The sequence below is a fragment of the Trinickia soli genome, from assembly GCF_002879855.1.
In the GTDB taxonomy this organism is placed as follows: Bacteria; Pseudomonadota; Gammaproteobacteria; order Burkholderiales; family Burkholderiaceae; genus Trinickia; species Trinickia soli.
This window is the reverse complement of record NZ_PNYB01000002.1, coordinates 274,976-297,144: the sequence shown is the minus strand read 5'-3', so window position 1 is coordinate 297,144 and position 22,169 is coordinate 274,976. Positions and strand designations below refer to the sequence as shown.

General features: G+C 61.4%; 23 protein-coding genes and 2 tRNA genes. 16 read left to right on the top strand and 9 right to left on the bottom strand.

Features of this window, described 5'->3' with window-relative positions; all coding sequences use genetic code 11:
* The 4 genes from narJ (at window position 1) to C0Z19_RS03670 (ending at window position 2,957) form a co-directional block, all read left to right on the top strand.
* Window positions 1–750, top strand: a complete 750-nt coding sequence (narJ, locus tag C0Z19_RS03685) for a nitrate reductase molybdenum cofactor assembly chaperone (protein WP_102608421.1) — start codon at window positions 1–3, stop codon at window positions 748–750.
* On the top strand, window positions 747–1,475 hold the full coding sequence (narI, locus tag C0Z19_RS03680; RefSeq protein ID WP_102608533.1) for a respiratory nitrate reductase subunit gamma: 729 nt from the start codon (window positions 747–749) through the stop codon (window positions 1,473–1,475). Before narJ ends, narI begins: the two co-directional genes overlap by 4 nt.
* Before the next feature lie 84 nt (window positions 1,476–1,559).
* Window positions 1,560–1,808 (top strand): hypothetical protein, encoded by a 249-nt coding sequence (locus C0Z19_RS03675; protein ID WP_102608532.1) that lies wholly within the window; start codon window positions 1,560–1,562, stop codon window positions 1,806–1,808.
* Window positions 1,809–1,997: 189 nt separating this feature from the next.
* Window positions 1,998–2,957 (top strand): amino acid kinase family protein, encoded by a 960-nt coding sequence (locus C0Z19_RS03670; protein WP_102608420.1) that lies wholly within the window; start codon window positions 1,998–2,000, stop codon window positions 2,955–2,957.
* 122 nt (window positions 2,958–3,079) lie between these two features.
* Here C0Z19_RS03670 and adhP read toward each other — a convergent pair whose 3' ends face one another.
* Window positions 3,080–4,105: an alcohol dehydrogenase AdhP gene (adhP, locus tag C0Z19_RS03665; protein WP_102608419.1), complete on the bottom strand. Its 1,026-nt coding sequence runs from the start codon at window positions 4,103–4,105 to the stop codon at window positions 3,080–3,082.
* 238 nt (window positions 4,106–4,343) lie between these two features.
* On the opposite strand from adhP, the gene C0Z19_RS03660 reads away from it, so the two are divergent.
* Window positions 4,344–4,544: a hypothetical protein gene (locus C0Z19_RS03660; RefSeq protein WP_102608418.1), complete on the top strand. Its 201-nt coding sequence runs from the start codon at window positions 4,344–4,346 to the stop codon at window positions 4,542–4,544.
* A gap of 24 nt (window positions 4,545–4,568) precedes the next feature.
* Here the strand turns inward: C0Z19_RS03660 and C0Z19_RS03655 are convergent, their stop codons facing one another.
* Window positions 4,569–4,805, bottom strand: coding sequence for a hypothetical protein (locus C0Z19_RS03655; protein ID WP_102608417.1), 237 nt, complete (start codon window positions 4,803–4,805; stop codon window positions 4,569–4,571).
* A 307-nt stretch (window positions 4,806–5,112) separates the two neighbouring features.
* Between C0Z19_RS03655 and C0Z19_RS03650 the strand changes: the two genes are divergently transcribed.
* Together C0Z19_RS03650 and C0Z19_RS03645 are read left to right on the top strand one after the other, a co-directional pair.
* Window positions 5,113–5,760, top strand: coding sequence for a response regulator transcription factor (locus C0Z19_RS03650; RefSeq protein ID WP_102608416.1), 648 nt, complete (start codon window positions 5,113–5,115; stop codon window positions 5,758–5,760).
* Window positions 5,761–6,005: 245 nt separating this feature from the next.
* Window positions 6,006–6,386, top strand: coding sequence for a hypothetical protein (locus C0Z19_RS03645; protein ID WP_102608415.1), 381 nt, complete (start codon window positions 6,006–6,008; stop codon window positions 6,384–6,386).
* A gap of 64 nt (window positions 6,387–6,450) precedes the next feature.
* Here C0Z19_RS03645 and C0Z19_RS03640 read toward each other — a convergent pair whose 3' ends face one another.
* Both C0Z19_RS03640 and C0Z19_RS03635 read right to left on the bottom strand, forming a co-directional pair.
* A complete protein-coding gene (locus tag C0Z19_RS03640; protein ID WP_102608414.1) occupies window positions 6,451–7,458 on the bottom strand; it encodes a 2-dehydropantoate 2-reductase in 1,008 nt (335 codons plus the stop codon).
* Window positions 7,455–8,195, bottom strand: a complete 741-nt coding sequence (locus tag C0Z19_RS03635) for a class II aldolase/adducin family protein (RefSeq protein ID WP_102608531.1) — start codon at window positions 8,193–8,195, stop codon at window positions 7,455–7,457. The genes C0Z19_RS03640 and C0Z19_RS03635 overlap by 4 nt, the downstream gene beginning before the upstream one ends.
* A gap of 318 nt (window positions 8,196–8,513) precedes the next feature.
* Between C0Z19_RS03635 and C0Z19_RS03630 the strand changes: the two genes are divergently transcribed.
* Window positions 8,514–8,600 (top strand) — tRNA-Leu (locus tag C0Z19_RS03630).
* Between the two features lie 247 nt (window positions 8,601–8,847).
* Here the strand turns inward: C0Z19_RS03630 and C0Z19_RS03625 are convergent.
* The gene (locus C0Z19_RS03625) at window positions 8,848–9,291 is read right to left on the bottom strand and encodes a MarR family winged helix-turn-helix transcriptional regulator (protein ID WP_102608413.1); all 444 of its coding nucleotides are present in this window, start codon (window positions 9,289–9,291) and stop codon (window positions 8,848–8,850) included.
* A gap of 164 nt (window positions 9,292–9,455) precedes the next feature.
* Window positions 9,456–10,592 carry a glycerate kinase gene (locus C0Z19_RS03620; protein ID WP_102608412.1) on the bottom strand — a complete coding sequence of 379 codons (1,137 nt, stop codon included), beginning with the start codon at window positions 10,590–10,592 and terminating at the stop codon, window positions 9,456–9,458.
* 438 nt (window positions 10,593–11,030) lie between these two features.
* Between C0Z19_RS03620 and tig the strand changes: the two genes are divergently transcribed.
* The 7 genes from tig to C0Z19_RS03580 all read left to right on the top strand — a co-directional run bounded on the left by tig (window position 11,031) and on the right by C0Z19_RS03580 (window position 19,192).
* Window positions 11,031–12,377, top strand: coding sequence for a trigger factor (tig, locus tag C0Z19_RS03615; RefSeq protein WP_102608411.1), 1,347 nt, complete (start codon window positions 11,031–11,033; stop codon window positions 12,375–12,377).
* 143 nt (window positions 12,378–12,520) lie between these two features.
* Window positions 12,521–13,174, top strand: a complete 654-nt coding sequence (gene clpP, locus C0Z19_RS03610; protein WP_102608410.1) for an ATP-dependent Clp endopeptidase proteolytic subunit ClpP — start codon at window positions 12,521–12,523, stop codon at window positions 13,172–13,174.
* A 205-nt stretch (window positions 13,175–13,379) separates the two neighbouring features.
* The gene (gene clpX, locus C0Z19_RS03605) at window positions 13,380–14,651 is read left to right on the top strand and encodes an ATP-dependent Clp protease ATP-binding subunit ClpX (protein ID WP_102608409.1); all 1,272 of its coding nucleotides are present in this window, start codon (window positions 13,380–13,382) and stop codon (window positions 14,649–14,651) included.
* A 182-nt stretch (window positions 14,652–14,833) separates the two neighbouring features.
* Window positions 14,834–17,251 carry an endopeptidase La gene (gene lon / locus C0Z19_RS03600; protein ID WP_102608408.1) on the top strand — a complete coding sequence of 806 codons (2,418 nt, stop codon included), beginning with the start codon at window positions 14,834–14,836 and terminating at the stop codon, window positions 17,249–17,251.
* Window positions 17,252–17,882: 631 nt separating this feature from the next.
* Window positions 17,883–18,470, top strand: coding sequence for a hypothetical protein (locus C0Z19_RS03590; RefSeq protein WP_146011990.1), 588 nt, complete (start codon window positions 17,883–17,885; stop codon window positions 18,468–18,470).
* Between the two features lie 290 nt (window positions 18,471–18,760).
* Complete coding sequence (locus C0Z19_RS03585) at window positions 18,761–19,033, top strand: HU family DNA-binding protein (protein ID WP_102608405.1); 273 nt, start codon at window positions 18,761–18,763, stop codon at window positions 19,031–19,033.
* Between the two features lie 83 nt (window positions 19,034–19,116).
* Window positions 19,117–19,192: transfer RNA gene (locus C0Z19_RS03580), tRNA-Val, on the top strand.
* Between the two features lie 182 nt (window positions 19,193–19,374).
* Here the strand turns inward: C0Z19_RS03580 and C0Z19_RS03575 are convergent.
* Window positions 19,375–20,322: a LysR family transcriptional regulator gene (locus C0Z19_RS03575; protein WP_102608404.1), complete on the bottom strand. Its 948-nt coding sequence runs from the start codon at window positions 20,320–20,322 to the stop codon at window positions 19,375–19,377.
* A 242-nt stretch (window positions 20,323–20,564) separates the two neighbouring features.
* Here C0Z19_RS03575 and C0Z19_RS03570 point away from each other — a divergent pair, with 242 nt between their 5' ends.
* Window positions 20,565–20,891 (top strand): DUF4148 domain-containing protein, encoded by a 327-nt coding sequence (locus tag C0Z19_RS03570; protein WP_102608403.1) that lies wholly within the window; start codon window positions 20,565–20,567, stop codon window positions 20,889–20,891.
* Between the two features lie 83 nt (window positions 20,892–20,974).
* On the opposite strand, the gene C0Z19_RS03565 is transcribed toward C0Z19_RS03570, so the two are convergent.
* Entirely contained in the window at window positions 20,975–21,400 is a 426-nt protein-coding gene (locus C0Z19_RS03565) for an organic hydroperoxide resistance protein (protein ID WP_102608402.1), read from the bottom strand.
* A gap of 195 nt (window positions 21,401–21,595) precedes the next feature.
* Window positions 21,596–22,162 carry a TetR/AcrR family transcriptional regulator gene (locus C0Z19_RS03560; protein ID WP_102608401.1) on the bottom strand — a complete coding sequence of 189 codons (567 nt, stop codon included), beginning with the start codon at window positions 22,160–22,162 and terminating at the stop codon, window positions 21,596–21,598.
* Window positions 22,163–22,169: the final 7 nt, after the last annotated feature.

The following is a 22,169-nucleotide window of genomic DNA, read 5'->3' as shown; positions in this document are numbered from 1 at the left end:
ATGGAACGATTGGAACGATCGGAACAACCGGACCCTCAGCGGACCGCGTTCGCATTGACGCTGCGCGCGCTGGCGTATTTGCTCAGCTATCCCGATGCCGAGTGGCGACGCCACCTCGATGATCTCCGCGAGCTATTGCGCGCATCGAGCTTCATCGGGGCGCAGCGCGTTGCCGGGATCGAGTCGCTGTTGGTCACGATCGGCGCTGGCGATGAGCTCGAGGCGCAGGCAGCTTATGTCGAGCTGTTCGATCGAGGACGCGGGACCGCGCTGCATCTGTTCGAGCACGTGCATGGCGATTCACGCGAGCGCGGGCCGGCCATGCTCGATCTGATCGCAACCTACGAGCAAGCGGGCTTGGCGTTGCGTTCCGACGAATTGCCCGATCATTTGACGGTGCTGCTCGAATACGCATCGACGCAGCCACGCGAAGCGGCCGTCGCGTTACTCGGTGAGGTCGCGCATATCGTTCAGCGCATTTACAGCGCCGTCGATCGGCGCGGTTCTGGCTATGCGGCCGTTCTCGGCGCGCTGCTCGACATCGCCGGCGAGCGCGTCGACACCGATGCATCGCCGCCTGAGCCCGAGGTCGACCTCGACGTATCGTGGCAGGAGCCGGCGGCGTTCGATGGCTGCGGCAACGCGGGGCAGCAGGCCGCGGGGCGAGTCCAACCGGTGCATGTCGTTCGGCGCGTACCCGCAGATGAATCACATGCAGCGCCGAACGGTGCCGAAGGAGCATGGGCATGAGCACGTCACTGAATACGTTCTTTTTTTCGGTCTATCCGTATATCTGCCTGACAGTATTCCTGCTCGGCAGCCTCGCGCGATTCGAGCGCGCGCAGTACACGTGGAAGAGCGATTCGTCGCAACTGTTACGTCGTGCGCAGTTGCGTTGGGGCAGCAATCTGTTTCATATAGGCGTGCTGTTCTTGTTGTTCGGTCATACGGTTGGCCTATTGACGCCCCATGCGTTGTATTCGGTGTTCATCACGGCGTCGCAGAAGCAGATGCTGGCGATCGTCTCGGGCGGGGCTGCGGGCACGCTTTGCTTTATTGGCCTGACGATGCTGCTGCATCGGCGCATCTTCGACGCGCGTATCCGCAAGACGAGCCGTCGCACCGATCTGGCGCTGCTTCTCGTGCTCTGGCTGCAGTTGTGCCTGGGCCTGCTGACGCTGCCGTTTTCGTATGCCCAGCGCGCCGATGCGCACGAGATGCTCGTGTTGGCCGATTGGGCGCAGCGCATTGTCACGCTACGTCCCGACGCGAGCCAGATGGCGTTCGTGATGTGGCCATTCAAGCTGCATCTGGTTCTGGGCATGACCGTGTTCTTGCTGTTTCCGTTCACGCGCCTCGTGCATATCTGGAGCGGTTTCGGTACGCTTGCCTATGCGCTGCGTCCGTATCAGCTCGTGCGTTCCCGCCGGCTCGGGGCGAACGCACGGCGTAACGGCATACGGCATGAAATGTGATTGCAGGGCGACGGCGCGACGCCGTCCGTCCTGCATCGTGAGGTCTGGCAAGTGTCCCTGTCGGACGTCGATCGGAGAAGCACGATGAATGCCAACCCCACCCCGGAGTTGCCGGCCGCAACGGCCAGCGACATCCGCAGTATCGTCGGCCCGCTTGATGACGAAGTCATTGCTCAGATCGTCGGCGTCGGGGCGACGAGTGCGGAAGTGCTCGACGCCTATACGCGCTATCGATCCGACCAACTGCAAGAGCGACGGCTCGATTACGAACTGCACGGCAAAGCGGCGCGCGTATTCGATATCTTGCAGGCCGAGGAGGGCGAGGACGAGTAGCGTTGGTCTGCTGCTACCGCAAGTGGGTTCTACCGGCGAATGGAGCGATCGCGGATGTGGTCCAGGGCGCAGTCTTGAGCACCGGTTTCCTTTATAAATGTCCGTGAGCGCCCCGGGCGCGACGCGATCGCAACAGGCCAAGCATCGCTGCGCGTTCGCGCAACTCCGTCAGGCAAGAGGAACCGAGACATGCGGATCGTGATCGCATTGTGCGAGCGTGTGCTGCACAGACATGGCGGGCAAGGCGGCCCGGAGCAGGCGTCCCTCATCAGGCAGGCAGCTGCGCAGCTCGCTCAGGTCGCGTATGCCCACGACCTCGTGATCGTGCATGCCGGCACGAACCGAATCGCCGCGCCCGCCCCGCACGGGCATAACGGCCATAGCGGCTGCAACGGCCACACGAAACACGAGGTGCACGGCGACGCGTTTCCCGTCGAGGCAGATTTGAATCTTGCCTATCGGCTCGAACTCGAATTGCGCAATCTTCTGCCGAGCGATCGCCCGTGTGCGACGTTGCTGTCGATGGTCGAAGTCGATAGTCACGACCCCGCCTTCGCGCACCCCGATAAACCGGTCGGCTCGGTCTTGCTCGGAGAACGCGCGCTGGCGGTGGCCCGCGCGAATCATTGGCGGATTGCCCAGGATGGCATCGGCTATCGGCGCGTGGTGCCCAATCCACGCCCGCTGCGTTTGCTTCAGGCGGAACCTTTGCACCGGCTCGTCGAACAAGGCACCGTCGTGGTATGCGCCGTTGGCGGCGTGCCTGTAGCCGCCGACGGCGGCGGATTGCGCGGCGTCGAAGCGCTGATCGATTGTTATTCCGGCGCGGCGCTCGTGGCCGAGGCGATCGAAGCCGACTTGTTCGTCATCGTGACCGAAATGGCGGGCGTTTTTCTCGATTGGGGCACGGCCAATTCGAAATTGCTCCGCCACGGCCATCCAAGCGCACTGCGCGAACTCGCTTCGACCGTGGGATCGATGGCGCCGACGCTTCAGGCTGCTTCAAGCTTCGTCGAGCGGACGGGGCGGCGCGCCGCCATCGGCGCGCTCAACGATGTGGCGCGACTTGTCGACGGCTCGGCGGGGACCACGATATCGTGCGAACGCGCCGACCCGCGCCGCTTCGAAGGCGGGGCTGTCGCCTATTGAAGCCCCGCACCGCGTGCTGACGCAACAACTGGCCGTCAACGTTGAACAGGCTGAGCCGCTTGCATCAATGTTGACGAACGCGTATCGACGTTGACAGCCTTGCCCGGGTCATCGATGACCGATCAATCATGGGTCAAGACGATGCGCCCGTCGACCGTGCCGGCTTTCAATGCGGCGAAAATGGCATTGATGTTCTCCAGCCGATCGCGATGGATATGCGCACGGACCTTGCCTTCGGCTGCGAAATCGAGCGATTCCTGCAAATCGCGTCGAGTGCCGACGATCGAGCCGCGAACGGTGATGCCGTTCAGTACCGTCGAAAATATCGGCAACGGGAAATCGCCAGGCGGCAGACCGTTTAGCGATACCGTGCCGCCACGCCTGACCATGTCGAGCGCCTGCGCAAAAGCACTGCGCGATACGGCTGTCACGAGCACCCCGTGCGCGCCGCCGATTTCCTTCTGAACAAACGCGCCAGGATCCTGCGTGGCTGCATTGACGGTGAGCGTCGCGCCGAGCTTGCGCGCGAGTTCGAGCTTATCGTCGGACACGTCGACGGCGACGACGTGCAGCCCCATCGCGACTGCGTACTGAACGGCGACATGACCGAGCCCGCCAATACCCGAAATGGCGATCCACTGTCCCGGCCGTGTGTCGGTCACGCGAATGCCCTTATAAACAGTGACGCCTGCGCAAAGGATCGGCGCAATTTCATCGAACGCGATGTTATCGGGAAGTCGCCCGACGTAATTCGGATCGGCCACGACGTACTCGGCGTAGCTGCCATTGACGGAATAGCCGGTGTTCTTCTGCGCGTGACACAACGTTTCCCATCCCGTCTGGCAATACTCGCAGCAACCGCATGCGGTGTAGAGCCAGGGCACGCCGACGCGATCGCCTTCTTTCAGATGCTTGACTTGCGAGCCTACCGCGCTGACATACCCGACGCCTTCATGGCCGGGGATGAAGGGCAACGACGGCTTGACCGGCCAGTCGCCTTCGGCCGCGTGCAGGTCCGTATGGCAGACCCCGCATGCCTCGATCTTGACGAGAATCTGGTCGGGGCCGGGGGCCGGTACGGGGAGCGCCTCGATACTGAGCGGTTCGCCGAATGCTCTTACGACCGCCGCTTTCATCAATGTCGACATCCTCAACTCCTGTTGGTGTGAAGCCGAGCGGTCAGTATCGATGCGAGGCAACGACAAACGCTTGAGCCAGGTCAATCGGATGGGTTAGCGCTGCGGAGATCATTGCGCAACGGCACGCGTGGCGATTTGCCGCCGTTATATGTCACAACGTGACATATAGTGAGGCACATGCGGGGTGCTGCGCAGAGCGCGTAGTGCATGGCGCCGGGCATATGAATCAGGAAGCACAGGAGGGGCTATGAGATTCGAGGTGGCGATGATGACGGGAAACGATGATGCCGCGCGCATAGCGGCGGCGGTAGGCAGCGTCGATCCGCAGGCAGAGGTCGAAGTGAATGCCGGTGCGCGAGCGATCGAAGTCGATTCGTGGCTCTATCCCGAAGAATTCTTGATCGCGCTTTACGAGGCGGGCTATGACGCCCGCATCAAACAACGCTGATCGTGTGGCCCGGCACGTGCATGGTTACGTGCCGCGTGCGCGGCCGGCGCTCTCGCCTGACCCTATGGCACCGTGGGCAAGCCGTGCAAGCACTTGGGCGCCGCGAGGCGTCAAACGAAGTTCGACCGACTCGCCGGTTCGCGTGATGCACTGCACGAGTTCATGCTCGACCAGCGCTTCGAGTTCGGGGCTCGCGGCGTCGGCGCTTTCCGGCGCGTCCACGATAACGAACAACCTGGCAAGTTCGTGCGGCGTCAACATATGGCGTGTCTCCTATCCAAAACGCGAGGGCATCACCGCTCGGCCGGCGCCAACTTTTACCTACAGCCGCGACCAAAGCGTCGCTGCAGTTTCTCCGAAATGTTCGAGACGATCCATCGGTGACGCGGCAGAGTTTGCGTCGGCGCTTTCCGCGGCGCTGTAGGAATCATTCGAGTTTTCGTACGATCGGATCAATGTGGGCTTGCGCACATGGCGCCGTCGCGAGATTGCTTTTTCGCCTGCCGCCCTCGATTCGCAAAAACTAAAATGAAGAACGACCGAAGCACGATTGCTTGGGAGTCCTCATATGATTCGCGTGCTGCTGGCCGACGACCACGCGGTCATGCGCGAATGTCTGCTCCGCATCCTTCATGCGGCGCAAGACTTCGTCGTGGCGGGACAGGCACACGACGGCGTATCGGCGCTCGCGCTCACGCATGACACGCCGGCCGACGTGCTCGTGCTGGATCTGACCATGCCCGCGGGCGGTGGCATTTCGTTGATCGAGCGCATAAGAGCAGCCAGCCCGCAGCTTCGTGTGCTCGTTTTGAGCATGCATACCGCGTCGCACGTCATGGAGCGCGCGTTCAAAGCCGGCGCGGCCGGCTATCTGACGAAGGAATGCGCGGGCACGGAGCTCGTGGCCGCGGTGCGCAAGGTGGCGCAGGGCGAGTTGTACGCCGGGCTCGGGCAAGCCGAACGGCAGCCACAGCGGCTCGCGCGCCTGACCGAGCTTGGCCGGCATGACGCGCTGACTGTTCGCGAGCGCGACGTGTTGCGACGTCTCGCGACGGGCGCAACGAGCCGGCGTATCGCAGACGAGCTCGACCTGACGCCGCAAACAGTCAGCACGCACAAGAAGCATATCCTCGACAAGCTGGGACTCGAAAACGATGCGGCGCTGATCCGATACGCACTGCGCCACGGCCTCGCCGACGAGCCCGACGACCCGTAGCTGGCTACCCTCGCGTTAACCCCTATCCAAAAACAGGGACCGACGCCGTAATTATTAGAGCCGGTTCGGCAGGCATCCCGCTGGCGGACCGCGCGCTAACGTTTGCGCATAACGATGCTCTGCCTGCAGCGGACGCCCGGGTTGGTGCGATGGTTGCGTTTATCGGCTGGCCATCCATGAACTATTGGTGACGTCTAAAGCGATTCGTCTTACTACCGCCTCCTATGTCTCTCGCGACTTCGTCTATGCATCCGATCGACAACGATCGGCAACTGGCTTTCGCCGCAGATGCCCGCGCTGCGCTCAAAGAGCTTTACCTGGTATCGGGCGCTGCGGCCCAATTGGGTGCTTCCGGGCTCCAGGTTCAAGACATGCAATGGCAAGCCATCGAGCGTGCGGTGCGCAATGCGAGCGCCGTGCTTCGTGTGCGCGATGGAAGCGGTGCGAGCGATGGAAGCGGTGCGAGCAATGGCAGCGAGAGCGAGGCGATGAAGTCCTTGCAGCGCCTCTCTATGCTCTGCGATGAATTGCTCGGGCGTCGCGCGATGGGGCACGTCTGTCCTTCCACGATTTGGCGCGACCTGGCGCGAGCGGGCCGCGACGCCTACGAACAAATCGATGCCTGATGCCTGACGGCTGAGAGTCGTTATGCGGCCGTGGCCGAACGCTGTCTCAAGCGCTGCCTCGTGCTTACAGCCCGCTGTTTGCCGCGCGTTGGCGCAGCAAGCCGAGCACGGCGTCGCAAAACGGTGTGGGCACGTCGAGCCTGCGCCCCAGTTCTGGAAACACACCGAGGATCGGGTCGATTTCCAGTGGGCGCCGTGCCTCCATGTCTTGCAGCATCGACGTTTTGAAAGCGCCCAGTTGACGTGTGACGGCTACACGCTGCGATGCCGACATGCCCGTCGACAAACCGAGCCGTTGTCCGATCGCGTCGGCTTCTTCCATCATGCGCAGTGCGAGGGCGTGCGTGAGCGGATCGTCGAGCAAGCGGTCCGCGGTGGAACCGGTCAACGCGCTTAGCGGGTTCATGTTCATGTTGCCCCATAGCTTTGCCCATATTTCGGCGCGGATATCGTCGGTCGATTCGACGTCGAAGCCGCCCGCGCACAGGGCCGCCGCGAAGGCGTGGGCAGCGGCTGTGAAGGCAGGCGTCGCGGCGCCGACGATGAGTCGGTTGCCGCGGCCGCGTTTCACCACGCCGGGCGCTTCGTTCGCGGCCGACAAATGCACGACGCAGCCGATCGCGCGCGCGGCGGGCAGCACCGCACCGACGCAGCCGCCCGGGTCGATCGCCTCTAGCGGTTCGGCGCTGACGGCGGTGCCGAGACCTTGCAAGAACCACCATGGCAAACCATTCATCGCGGTGACGACGAGCGTGTCGGGACCGATCATCGGCCGCAATGAAGCGACGAGGCCCGGTAGCGCCTGCGCCTTGAGCGCCAGCACGACGATGTTTTGTTCGCCCAACGCCGTGGCGTCTGCACTGGCGCGCACGGGCACGACGCCGGCCGATGCATCGTCGGCGAGAATTCGGAACCCATTCTGCTCGAGAGCGCTGAGCGTATCGCCGCGCGCGAGAACCGACACGTGATGACCGCCGCGTACGAGCGCTGCGGCCAACAGCCCGCCGATCGCGCCGGCGCCGACTACAGCTGTGCGTATGGGGTTGGCCCCACGTTGAACATCCAGGTTCATCCGACAAACTCCTTATAGGACGAATCGATCTTATCGACTTGCCGCAGCAGCGCATCGAGCACGTCCTGTCCTGCGCCGTAGGCCGGATCGAACTGCAATGCATCGCGTGTGCAGCGCGCAGAGACTTCCGGCGTAATCGGTCGCGCGGCGCCGAGCGCTGCGCTCGCCAATTGAATCTCGCACGCGCGGTTGAGTGTCCACAGACGCGCGAAGCATTGCGCGATCGTCGAGCCGACGGCCAACAAGCCGTGATTGCGTAAAATCATGAGCCGTTTGTCGCCGAGATTGGCAACGAGCCGCGCGCCTTCGTCGGCGCGTACGGTGATGCCTTCGAAATCGTGATAAGCCACCCTGCCATCGATTTGCGCGGAGTAGAAGTTCGAATTCTCGAGACCTGCTTCGGAGCAGGCAACCGCGAGGCCGGCCGTCGTATGGGTATGCATGACGCAATGAGCGTCCGCTACGGCGCGATGAATGGCGGCATGGACGACGAAGCCGGCGGGATTTACGCGGTGAATCGAAGGGCCGACGATATTGCCGTCGAGGTCGATCTTGACGAGATTGGACGCGGTGACTTCCGAGTAATGCAACCCGAACGGATTGATGAGGAAGTGCGTTTGCGGGCCCGGCACACGCAACGTGATGTGGTTGTAGATCAGTTCGGTCCAACCGAGCATCGCGAAGATGCGATAGGTGCCGGCCAGCTGGACGCGCAATGCACGCTCGACCTCGTTCATGATTTGCTCTCCCGACGATTCCTTCAACTCATAAGTGAAGGGTAGGCTGGAGGCAGGATAGTGCAAACTAGTTGCGCACACAACCAATTTAGACTTTCTACGGCGTTTGCTCGAAGAGAGAAGCGCGCGAGATTGCCGTGTTCGTTTAATGCCGGCGACGATGCGGGCGATGGCATGCCGCTACGAAAATCATGCGATGTTCGACACAATGCCGAGTGGATGAGTTAGAATCTCGTGCTTACGCTTTCGAGCGCGTGCCGTTCCCGCGGCGCCGCGAAAGCGAGCCTGACATCGAGGCGCGGTAAGCGTGGCCTCGGCGCGAGGATGGCGAAATTGGTAGACGCACCAGGTTTAGGTCCTGACGCCAGCAATGGTGTGCGGGTTCGAGTCCCGCTCCTCGCACCAAGTATTACAGGAGAGCCGCTCAAATGCGTTCGTATTCGACAGCGAATAAGGATGCAAGCGAGCGGACGTCAGGTCTGTAGTGAGAATCCGGCGGCATACCCATTCGACGCGCACTGATCGAGTCTCCACACGCCGCGTTCGGTTTCCCATTTTTCCAATCGGCTGGGATCGCGTCGGCCCGCAGACGTTGCCCCAGCGCGCGCACCGTTATTCGCCCAGACCGGTGCCGCAAATGCGGCGGCCGGTGCTACCCTTGCGCGTGCGCAATCACCTTGTCGAGCGCGCGTCCAAACGCTTCCATCTCGGCCGCATCGAGACACCCGAACAGATCCGCGTTCCACTTGCGCGCGATCGGCATCACCTTGCGATAAAGCACACGGCCTTCGGGCGTCAGTGAGATCAGGACGACGCGGCCGTCTTCGCTACTGGCTTCGCGTCCAATGAGGCCTCGATTGATGAGTGCCTCGGCCGCGCGGCTCGCCTGGCTCTTGTCGAGATTGGCGTGTTTGGCCAACTCCATGATCGAGAAGGGCCCGAACGAGCCCACCGAGGCGATGACGCGCGCCTCCGGCAACGTGATCTCGAGCTTCGCTTGATAGCGCTCGCTGATCCCGCGGTCCGAAAGCTTGTTCAGTACATGCATGCGATAGGTCAAGAACTGCTCGAGCCCGGCTTTGGCTGGCGCCTTCATAAGTCGTATCGATCCTGTCGAAGAGGGCGGGAATCGTCCACTCGGGCGATTGTTGCTTCATCCCGGTCGGCGGTCAACGCGCGCTTTCATCACCGCTGCACGCTCGCAGGGGTCCGCAGGCCCGCTCAGCAGGCCCGTTCGGCAAACCCGTTCGGCAAACCCGTTCAGCCGCCGAACTTCAAGCGCGTGAGCTGCTCGGCTTCGTTCGTCAGCAGGTTTGCCGCATCGCGAATCGCGACTTCGAGCGTGATCGGCCCGGGGGCCGGCGAAAAACATCCGTTGAAATGCTCGCCAAGCCGTGCCAGAGCAGCGGGATCGATTCCGCCCGACAGCAGCGTGGCCGGCACGCCTGCGGCCCGCGCGTGACGGCAGGCGATGAAGGGCGCTTTGCCGTGCAGCGTTTGCGTATCGGAGCGACCTTCGCCCGTGATGAGCCAATCGGCATGTTCGAGCGCCGCATCGAGCCCGACCTGTGCCGCGACGACCTCCGCCCCCGGCTCGAACTGCGCCCCGAGCAAATGCAACGCGAAGCCGAGGCCGCCGGCCGCGCCCGCTCCGGGCAGGTCGCGAGCCTTGCGGCCGAGGGCCGCTTCGGCGAGTTCGGCGAAGTGGGCGAGCACCGCGTCGAGCGCGCCGATCCGCTCGGCCGCCACGCCTTTTTGCGGACCGAACACGGCGGTTGCGCCATGTTCGCCCGTGAGCGGGTTGTCGACATCGGACATGGCGACGAACGATGCCTGCGCGAGTCGCGGGTCGAGCCCGGCGACGTCGATGCGTGCGAGTGCGCCGAGCGCCGCCGGGGTTGGCTCCAGTTCGCGGCCTTGACCATCGAGCAGCTTGAGGCCGAGCCCGACGAGCAAGCCGGCTCCGCCGTCGTTCGTGCTGCTACCGCCGAGCGCAACGAAGAACCGTCGCGCGCCGCCGTCGAGCAGCAGGCGGATCGCCTGGCCCATGCCCAGGGTGCTGCGTGCTTCGACGGGGGTCTGCATCGCGACGGCGTCGGTGATGCCGACGATTTCGGCCGTCTCGACGACGGCGCTGCCGTCGGGCAGCACGCCTGCGGCCGCATCGCGTTCTGCCTGCGCAGCGCCGCGAACCCGCAGCGTGCGTCGTTCGCCGCCGCGCGCGAGCATTGCGTCGAGCGTTCCTTCGCCGCCATCGGCCATCGGGCACGAGCGCACCTGTGCGCCGGGCAGCGCGCGCCGCACGCCTCGCGCAATGGCCTCGGCCACTTGCTGCGCGCTCAGCGAGCCTTTGAACGAATCGGGGGCGATGACGACAGTGGGCGTACTGCGAAGCATGGTGTCTCCAGGTAAGTGGGCGCGCCGCGTTCGCGACATGCGCGCGGGTTCGATGTTCTATGTTCGCTCGGATGCGAGCTTATCAGTGCGCATGCCAGATTGGATACGCTTGGCACAATGGCCGACATCGCCGAGCGCCGAAGCAGTCGTGCTCGTGCGATCCAGCCGATCAAAAGCCGATCAGAATGAGCGACGCGGCGCCCTCGGGACGCCCCTATCGCCGAATCGGGGTGCCACCGACCAATAGTTTGCTAGAATATTCGATTCTTCCGATCCAACCGTGCCGCCGGCGGGACGACTCGGGCAGCTGCCCAGGCAACTTCCGAGCAACTCCCGAGGCAACTACCGGCGGTGATTGCGGCGCTTTCAGAGCGAGGCGCAACACGTGGGCACGGCGAAGATACCAATTCGCTTGAACAATTTAGGACGATTGAAGCCATGGCTAACGTTGTTGAAAACCTCGGCAAGCTTGAACGCCGTGTGACGATTTCCCTGCCGAAAGACACAGTGCAGAAGGAAATCGATTCGCGCATCCGCCAACTCGCGAAGAACGTCCGCATGCCGGGCTTCCGCCCGGGCAAGGTGCCGCTGAAGATGGTGAGCCAGCAGTACGCGGGGCAGGTCGAAGCCGAAGTGCTGAGCGACAAGGTCGGCAAGCAGTTCTTCGACATCAGCCGCACCGAGAACCTGCGCGTGGCCGGCCAGCCGAGCTTCAGCCCGAAGGAAGGCGCGGCGGACGATACGTATGCGTTCGACGCCACGTTCGAGGTTTACCCTGAGGTGAAGCTCGGCGATCTGGCGAGCGCCGAAGTCGAGCGCGCCGTCACGCAAATCTCCGAAGCCGAAGTCGATCGCACGCTCGACATCCTGCGCAAGCAGCGTGTGCACTACCACGCACGCGGCGAAGCCGGCGAGCATGGCGACGGCGGTGCGGACGTAGCGGCCAAGAGCGGCGATCGCGTGACGGTCGACTTCGTCGGCAAGCTCGATGGCGTAGCGTTTGAAGGCGGCACCGCGGAAGATTTCGCGTTCGTGCTTGGCGAAGGCCGTATGTTGCCCGAGTTCGAGCAGGCGGCGACGGGCCTCACGGTCGGCGAGGCGCGCGAATTCGATCTGAAGTTCCCTGACGATTACCACGGCAAGGAAGTCGCCGGCAAGACGGCTCAGTTCACGATCACGATGAAGAAGATCGAGTGGCCGCACCTTCCCGAAGTCGACGCCGAATTTGCGAAGTCGCTCGGCATCGCCGACGGCGATCTCGCTAAAATGCGTGCAGAGATCAAGGAAAACCTCGAGCGCGAAGCCAAGCGTCGTACGCAGTCGCTGGTCAAGAATCAAGTGATGGACGCGCTGCTCAAGGTTGCCGAACTCGAAGTGCCGAAGGCCCTCATCGAGCAGGATCAGGAACGCCTCGTCGAGATGGCGCGCCAGGATCTCGTGCAACGCGGTGTGCCTAACGCGCAAAACGCGCCGATTCCGGCCGAGATGTTCAAGGAACAGGCGGAGCGTCGCGTGAAGTTGGGGTTGGTGTTGGCCGAACTCGTCAAGGAGAACGGCCTCGAGGCGAAGCCCGAGCAAATCCGCGCGGAAGTCGAGGAATTTGCTAAGAGCTATGAAGACCCGAAGGAAGTCATCCGCTGGTATTATTCGAACAAGCAGCGCTTGGCCGAGATGGAAGCGTATGTCGTTGAAAGCAACGTCGTCGAATTCGTCCTCGGCAAGGCGAAGGTGACGGACAAGGAAGTCAGCTTCGAAGCACTGGCGAGCGCCTCGGCGCAAGCGTAAGGCATCGCCAGAGCGGCGTGCAGGCTGTCGGAGCGACGGCCGCACGCCGTTTTTCATGCAGCAACGCGTTGGCTGCGGGTAGCAAGCGCGTGCGGGCTGTCTTCCCGCCGTTTCAAGACCCATTCCGAACAAGGATCCTTTGCATGATCTCTCGCGCTCAACTGTTGGACACGTTGGCTTCGAACGCACCGCGCGATTTCGAGGCGCAAGCGCTGGGGCTCGTTCCGATCGTCGTGGAAACGAGCGGCCGCGGCGAGCGTTCGTACGATATTTATTCGCGCTTGTTGAAAGAGCGCGTCGTGTTCATGGTCGGCGAAGTCAACGACCAGACGGCTAACCTCGTCGTGGCGCAGTTGCTGTTCCTCGAGAGCGAGAATCCCGACAAGGACATCAGCCTCTACATCAACAGCCCGGGCGGCTCGGTGTCGGCCGGCATGGCGATCTACGACACGATGCAGTTCGTCAAACCCGACGTATCGACGCTCTGCATGGGGCTTGCGGCCAGCATGGGCGCATTCCTGTTGGCCGCCGGCGCGAAGGAAAAGCGGTTCGCGTTGCCCAACGCCCGCGTGATGATTCACCAGCCGCTCGGCGGCGCGCGCGGCCAGGCGTCCGATATCGAGATTCAGGCGCGTGAAATTCTGTATCTGAAAGAGCGGCTCAACCAGCTGCTTGCCCAACATACGGGGCAACCGGTCGAGCGCATCGCACGTGACACCGACCGCGACAATTTCATGTCCGGTGAAGACGCGCAGGCGTACGGGCTCATCGATCAGGTTTTGCATAAGCGTCCGTAGATCGCGCAAGCCGGCAGCCCGGGTATTTGCTCACTGAGTGGGACGGCCGGCTCAAGCGATCTCGGAAATGGTCGATAATAGTTCTAAGCGCGTCGGGGGACGTGGATTGCACATGTCCCGACGCGCCGGCCGATTGGATCCGACCCTGCGTTAGGGGCGGCAATCGGCGCACCTGTCATTCGAGTGTCCGGAGGCTCGTATATCCATGGCGGACAAGAAAGGTTCGAACAGCGAAAAGCTGCTGTATTGCTCGTTTTGCGGCAAGAGCCAGCATGAGGTCAAGAAACTCATTGCCGGCCCGTCGGTGTTCATCTGCGATGAATGTATCGACTTGTGCAACGAGATCATTCGCGACGAAGCCGCGGGCGCCGGCACGGACGTCGGCCTGTCGAAGTCCGATCTGCCGAGCCCGCAAGAAATTCGCGACATCCTCGATCAGTACGTGATCGGGCAGGAGCGCGCGAAGAAGATTCTGGCCGTGGCGGTCTACAACCACTACAAGCGGCTCAAGCATCTCGACAAGAAGGACGACGTAGAGCTGTCGAAAAGCAATATTCTGCTGATTGGCCCTACCGGGTCCGGCAAAACATTGCTTGCGCAGACGTTGGCCCGCCTGCTGAACGTACCGTTCGTGATCGCCGACGCCACCACGCTGACCGAAGCCGGCTACGTGGGTGAAGACGTCGAGAACATTATTCAAAAGCTGCTGCAAAACTGTAACTACGAAGTTGAGAAGGCGCAGCGCGGAATCGTTTACATCGACGAGATCGACAAGATCAGCCGCAAGTCCGACAACCCGTCGATTACGCGTGACGTATCGGGCGAGGGCGTCCAGCAGGCGCTGCTCAAACTCGTCGAAGGGACGATGGCGTCGGTGCCGCCGCAAGGCGGGCGCAAGCACCCCAATCAGGACTTCATCCAGGTCGATACGACGAATATTCTGTTCGTCTGCGGCGGCGCCTTCGATGGCCTCGAAAAGGTCATCACCGATCGCACCGAAAAGACCGGCATCGGCTTTGGCGCAAGCGTGAAGAGCAAGCAGGAGCGCGACGCCGGCGAGGTGTTGCGCGAAGTCGAGCCCGAAGATCTGATCAAATTCGGGTTGATCCCCGAATTGATCGGCCGTCTGCCCGTTGTGGCGACGCTCGGTAAGCTTGACGAAGCTGCACTGATGAAAATTCTCGTCGAGCCGAAGAACGCGCTCGTGAAGCAGTACAACAAGCTGTTCGCGATGGAGCGGGTCGAGCTCGAAATCCGGCCCGCGGCGCTGCAAGCCGTGGCGCGCAAAGCGATTCGTCGTAAGACGGGGGCGCGCGGCCTGCGATCCATTTTGGAACAGGCATTGCTGGACGTCATGTACGAACTGCCGGTCATGAAAGGGGTCAGCAAAGTGATCATCGACGACAACGTCATCGACGGTGACGGCAAGCCCCTGCTTATCTATGAAGAGGCCCCCAAGGTGGCGGGCTCGAATTGATCAGCCCTAAAGCTTTTGCTGGAACGGCCGTTCATGGAGACGTGAACGGCTTTTTTCGTTTATCTTGTGGGTAACACTGACCGCTTCTGAATTCATCGAACTTTTCCCGCACGCGCAGGCTTGCAATTCGTACCGCCAGCCTCAACTACCGAAAGAACTGATTCCACTCATGGGGAAATGAAATGTCAGGAACCCAACTCCTCCCTCAAGAGCGCATCACGCTCCCGCTGCTGCCGTTGCGAGATGTCGTCGTTTTCCCGCATATGGTTATCCCGCTGTTCGTGGGGCGACCCAAATCGATCAAAGCGCTCGAAGTCGCGATGGAGGGTGGCAAGCACATCATGCTTGTCGCGCAAAAGACCGCGGCCAAGGACGAGCCGACTGATAAGGACATGTATGAAGTAGGGTGTATCGCCAACATCCTGCAAATGCTGAAGCTGCCCGACGGCACCGTGAAGGTGCTCGTCGAGGGCCTGCAGCGCGCAAAGACGCTTTCGATCGAAGAGCAGGAAACGCAATTTTCCTGCGAAGTCATGCCGCTCGAACCCGACCATGCCGACGGCGCCGAAACCGAAGCGTTGCGCCGCGCGATCGTGTCGCAGTTCGATCAATATGTGAAGCTGAACAAAAAGATCCCGCCCGAAATCCTGACGTCGCTTGCCGGGATCGACGAAGCGGGCCGCTTGGCCGATACGATCGCTGCGCACTTGCCGCTCAAGCTCGATCAGAAGCAGCACATCCTCGAGATGTTCCCGGTCGTGGAACGGCTCGAGCACCTGCTCGCCCAACTCGAAGCCGAGATCGACATTCTTCAGGTCGAAAAGCGTATCCGTGGGCGCGTGAAGCGCCAGATGGAGAAGAGCCAGCGCGAGTACTACCTGAACGAGCAGGTCAAGGCGATTCAGAAGGAACTTGGCGAAGGCGAAGAAGGCGCTGATCTCGAGGAACTCGAAAAGCGCATCGAAGCCGCACGCATGCCGAAGGAAGCCAAGAAGAAGGCCGATTCGGAGCTGAAGAAACTGAAGCTGATGTCGCCGATGTCGGCTGAAGCGACTGTCGTGCGCAACTACATCGACACGCTGATCGGGCTGCCGTGGCGCAAGAAGAGCAAGGTCAACAATGACCTCTCGAACGCCGAGCGCGTGCTTGACGAAGACCACTTCGGTCTTGAGAAGGTCAAGGAACGCATTCTCGAATATCTTGCCGTGCAACAACGCGTGGACAAGGTGAAGGCGCCGATTCTGTGCCTCGTCGGGCCTCCGGGCGTCGGTAAGACGTCGCTCGGCCAGTCGATTGCGCGCGCAACGAACCGTAAGTTCGTGCGCATGGCGTTGGGCGGCGTGCGTGACGAAGCCGAGATTCGCGGCCACCGTCGTACGTACATCGGCTCGATGCCGGGCAAGATCCTGCAAAGCCTGACGAAGGTCGGTGTGCGCAATCCGCTCTTCCTGCTCGACGAAGTCGACAAGATGGGGATGGATTTCCGCGGAGATCCGTCGTCGGCGCTGCTCGAAGTGCTCGACCCGGAGCAGAATCATACGTTTGCCGACCACTACGTCGAAGTCGATTTCGACTTGTCGGATGTGATGTTCGTCGCGACATCGAACTCGCTGAACATTCCGCCGCCGTTGCTCGACCGGATGGAAGTGATCCGTTTGGCCGGCTACACGGAAGACGAGAAGGTCAGCATCGCGCAACGTTATCTGCTGCCCAAGCAGAAGAAGAACAACGGCCTGCGTGACGGTGAGATCGATGTGACCGAAGCGGCGATCCGCGACATCATTCGCTACTACACGCGTGAAGCGGGCGTGCGTTCGCTCGAGCGTGAAGTGTCGAAGATCTGCCGCAAGGTCGTGAAGATGTTGCTGTTGAAGAAGGCCGACGGCGCAGTCAAGGTCGACGGCAGCAATCTCGACACATTCCTGGGCGTGCGCAAGTACGACTTCGGGCTTGCCGCGAAGGAAAACCAGATCGGCCAGGTCACGGGCCTTGCGTGGACGGAAGTCGGCGGCGATTTGCTGACGATCGAAGCCGCGGTGATGCCGGGCAAGGGCAACGTCATCCGTACCGGTTCGCTCGGCGATGTGATGAAGGAGTCTGTCGAAGCCGCGCGCTCGGTCGTGCGTTCGCGTTCGCGTCGTCTTGGCATCAAGGACGAGGCGTTCGAGAAGCAGGATATCCACATCCACGTGCCGGAAGGCGCGACGCCGAAAGACGGTCCGTCCGCCGGTATCGCGATGACGACGGCGCTGGTGTCGGTGCTCACGGGTATCCCCGTGCGGGCTGACGTGGCGATGACGGGCGAGATCACGCTGCGCGGCGAAGTATTGCCGATCGGCGGGCTCAAGGAGAAGCTGCTGGCGGCGCATCGCGGCGGCATCAAGCTCGTGCTCATCCCCGAGGAGAACGTCAAGGATTTGGCGGATATCCCCGATAACGTGAAGAACGCGATCGAGATCGTGCCGGTCCGGTGGATCGACAAGGTGCTCGAACTTGCGCTCGAACGGGTGCCTGAGCCGCTGGTTGAGGAAGAGGTGAAGGCTACGCCGGTTGCCGATGCAGCCAAGGATGCTGCTGCGACTGAGGTCGTCAAACATTAAGCACGGTGGCCGCGCAGAATGCGGCAATCAAAACCGCGATTGGTGTGCAGTGCGCCTCTCGCGGTTCTCATCGAGGCAGTCGACCATGCCCCAAACAGCCCGATCGGCTTACGCTGATCGGGCTGTTTCCTTTCGGGAGATCGGTATCGACACCGTTTCGTTCATCGGAACCGGCCTTAGTCAGCATTGCTTCGACCTACATGCGTCGCGGCGCGGGCAGTATGCGAGTCACCCACGGCGTCTCATTTATTGTTCACATTGCGGGAAGGCGAGCCGACGTTCAATCGCAGAGACACCCCATCGAGCGAGCGCATCAATATAATCAATCGCAGCCTTTTTCGAGCAGTTTGGCGGAGCCGCGTCCCCTTCTTCGTTTGCGCTTTTTTGATCGAAGGATCGTCTCGTAGTCTCACCGACGTTGCGAGGGATCTCGCTGCTGCGCCGGAGTCGGCCCCGATCAATGAGGCCAAAAATCGTCGAGACGAGGGCCGGGAGCCGCTAGAAGGGGGGCGTTACCACCGGCGCGCCTCCGCTACCGGGACCTGGTTAACGAGGCCAAAAGTCTTCGAGAATCGCATGCCACCTGTAGACAGGTCGTGCATGTGATACGAATACGTTGAGGAACCGGGATATGGTCATCATCAACGAACCAAAAGCCGCAGGCATCGTTGCGCTCTGCTTACTTTTCGTCAACCCGCCCACTGCTTGCGCAAAAACCGACGCATGTTCGGAAAACAATATCGAAATCCGACAAATAGCGGCAGATGCTCCGGGTATGAGCAAATCCAACGCTTTTTTTGCCATTCTGAATGTGGGAAGTGCTCCATGCAGGCTCAGCGCGCAGCTCGTAAGGATTGGTGAAACCGCTCTAACGGTCGATTTCCACGACAACACCAAGGTTGATTTTGTGCTTCCGCCTTTACGTGACAACCACTTCATTCACGCCAAAGACGTAATCGGTTTTAACGTCAGTAACGATAGCGCCAGCGGCCCGACAAGACACATTGGCGCACTGTATTTTCAATTGGAAAACGGAGAATCGTTTACTGCCGACTATGCGGGATACGACACTGCGCCTTTCGCTCCGCAGGCGCAAATCATTCCGTTTTTTGCGTGGCCGGTTTTTCAGGGCGACCAATGCGTGATGCCGCGAGGCAAAACGCTGTCCTTTATAGAGAACCCCGAAATCGACGCTCGAAAACCGCTGGCGTGTGGCTAAAAAGGCGGAGAAGAAGGGGCACGCCGAACGCTTATCCCAGCGGCGTCGCGCGGGAATTGGCCAGTTAGGCAAGAACCGGCGCGGTCAGCAGCGAAACCGTCGTTTTATCCCGGGTGCGCCCAGGCGTGCGATACCGCGGCCAATGGTGGTTGCCCGTATCCGGCGCAACCCCGGTTGACACTGTAGTTTCGGCCACCTTTAATGGGCCAGCGCAGCTTGCCTGTGCTCTCTTTCGAGCACTTTCCGGTGCTCTCACAATTGCAGTCCAACATTCATCATCGGGGATTCGGATGAACAAGACGGAACTGATCGACCATATTGCAGAGCAAGCAGACCTATCGAAGGCGGCCGCGGGAAGGGCGCTCGAGGCTGTGATCGGCGGCGTCAAGGGGGCGTTGAAGAAGGGCGGTACGGTGACGCTGGTCGGCTTCGGCACGTTTGCAGTCGGCAAGCGCACGGCGCGCACTGGCCGCAATCCGCGCACCGGCGCGGCGATCAAGATCAAGGCGGCCAAGGTGCCCAAATTTAAGCCTGGCAAAGCGCTAAAAGATGCGCTAAACTAGCGGGCTCGCTGGTTGTGAACGTCCTGACACGTTCGCGAATGCAGCGGGAACCGTAAAAAGCTGCAAAGCAAAGCTTCGCGAACGGGTGCTTAGCTCAGTTGGTAGAGCGGCGCCCTTACAAGGCGTAGGTCGGGAGTTCGAGCCTCTCAGCACCCACCATCGTTCGTGAATGCACCCGTCAGCGCATCCTGGCGTGACGGTCAAACAAAAACCCGCGAGCCGTCCGGTTATGCGGGTTTTTTGTTTTCCCGGGGCGGATCGAGCCGGATTAAGCCAGCGCCCAAACGGCTCACAGAGCGGCTCACAGGGCCGCACTCATGCTGTGCTTCTGCGCATGCTCCTTAGGCCGCCTCTGCGCCAACGCTCACCGGCGCATTGATTGGCGTCTGCATCAACGGCTCGCGCGCAAACAACTCCGCCACCCAATCGGCAAACACGCGCACCTTGCGCGGCAAGTGCCGATCGCGCGCATACATGATCGAGATCGGCCGCTGGGGCGAACAATAGTCCTTCAATACTTCCCGTAGTTCGCCTTTGGCGAGGTAATGTGCGATCGGAAATATCGCAGTCTTGAGCAACCCAAGGCCATGAAGGCCGCACTGGACGTACGCGTCGACGTCGTTCACAGCGATCAGGCCTCGCATTTCGACCGTTTCTACTACGCCGTTCGCGACGTAGTCCCACATCCGCAATCGCCCTGTATTGCTCGATACGTAATTGACGCCAATATGTTGGTGCAAGTCTTCGATGGTCTTCGGCTCGCCGTATTTCTCCAGGTAGGCAGGCGATGCGCACGTAATGCGCCGCATGTTGCCGATGCGTCGCGCCACCAGCCCCGAATCTTCCAGGTCGCCGGTCCGAATGACGCAATCGACGCCTTCCTCGACGATATCGACCTGGCGATCGCTCAAACCCATCTCGACTTCAATGTCGGGATAACGCGCGAAGAAGTCGGGCAGCGCGGGAATGATGATCATTTTGGCGACCAGCGCAGGCAGGTTCACTTTCAGCCGCCCTTTGGGGTTCAGTTTCGCATGCGTGAGTTCGGCTTCCATCTCGTCGACTTCGGCGAGCACGCGAATGCAGCGCTGATAATAGGCTTCGCCGTCGTCCGTGACGCTGATGCTGCGCGTCGTACGGTTGAGCAGCCGCGCACCCAGATGCGCCTCAAGCGCCTGGACGATGCGCGACACCTGCGGCGTCGCCATCTGCAGCGATTCGGCCGCCTTGACGAAGCTGTGCGATTCGACGACGCGCGCGAACACCTTCATTGCAACGAAGCGATCCATAGGCCGCCTCCCTCCGTATCGTTCTCTGTTTGACCGCTCCGCAATTGTCGGTCAAGTCGCGCCACGGCGCTCGCAGGCTGCGCAGCCGGGTGCGAGCGGCGGCTTCGGATTGTTATCCCTACCGCACCAATGAATTCCGAAATCCCATATTTATCCGGGAAGACCCTAAGCCTACACTGCCTTCACCTGCTGCACACAACGGTGTTCGCAGCCCCTAAGAACAGTACCCGGAGGTAGTAATCATGAACTCGCTCATCAAGCAAATCGCTGTCGCCGTCGCCCTCGTCGCCCCCGTTGCATCGTTCGCTCAATCGAATCAGCCCGTCACGCGCGATCAAGTGCGCGCCGATCTGGTGCGCGTCGAACAAGCGGGTTACAACCCGCTCGACCGCATCCACTATCCGGACAATATCCAGGCGGCTGAGCAACGCGTGAAGGCGCAGCAAGGCATCGCGCAAGCCGATACGAGCGGCTATGGCCCGAGCGTGGAGGGCGCCTCGCAAGCCGGGAGCCCGCTGAAGGATGGCGCCGTGAGCTCGTACTCGCCCAACGTTTATCAACGCAACTAAGGTCTCCGAGCCGCTGGAGTTTCCGGTGGTGCTTTGCCCAGGCCGCAAGGCCTGGGCGTTTTCTCTTGCATCGCGCCGTGAAGTCAGGCCAACGTGAGCGTGACGTCAATGTTATTGCGCGTCGCGTTCGAATACGGGCACACGACGTGGGCCTTTTCGATCAGCGCTTGTGCCGCGTCGCGATCCATGCCGGGCAGCGAGATCCTGAGCTCAACCTCGATGCCGAAGCCGTTCGGAATCTGGCCGATGCCGACGCTGCCATCGATCGACACATCCTGCGGCAACGCGATTTTGTCGCGCGCCGCGACGAACTTCAGTGCGCCGATGAAGCACGCGCTATAGCCTGCCGCGAACAGTTGCTCGGGATTGGCGCCGTCACCGCCAGCGCCTCCGAGCTCGCGGGGTGTCGTCAAGCGCAGGTCGAGACCGCTGTCGGGTACGACGGCACGCCCGTCACGGCCGCCCGTAGCGCGAGCATGAGCACGGTAGAGAACTTTTTCGATCGACATGGTGCAACTCCTATCAAAGGTCAGTGTGAGAAATGCGGCGGGCCACCCGGTAGAAGATAGGCCATCCGCATGAAACCGCTTTTGCTTCAGCCACTACACGTCCAACTATTGGGGTTTGACGTGTTATCTATCTACTTATAGATAGATAACAACACCCATAAATAGGGCGCCTAACCGCGCCCTTGCTTCGACTGCTTACTTCGACGTCTTGAACGATGCTCCCACTTCATCGAGCCGGCTCCTCGTTCGGAATAGCCGACTCGTCAGTCCGGCGCCTTGCAGGGCCGCAAAGAATGTGCGCGCGGCCTGTTCCGGCTTGACGCCCATTGCGACGGTGCCATCATGAGCGCCTTCTGCGAATACCTTGGCAAGCCAGGTCTCATTCGCCCTGAAAAACGCTTGCACTGCCAAACGGACCGGCTCGGGCAACGTCTCGATGTCGGCCGCCAGCATGCCGCATAGGCAGATCTGATCGCCATCGCCAAGCGTGCGCCCGAACATCTTCGCGAACCTGGCGAGCTTCGCCTGCGAAGACAGCGACGCATCGATCGATTGCACCGCGCCTTGCACTTCCTGCGTATAGGCCTGAACGGCTTCGAGCACCAAGTCGTCTTTCGACGGAAAGTAATAGTGGATGCTCGATGTCTTCACGCCGACGAGTTCCGACAAATCCCGATAACTGAACCCGTTGTAACCCCGCAGCATCATCAACGTGATGGCATGGTCGAGTATCTGTTCGCGGATCGTCTTCGTCGTGTCCATGCCCGCT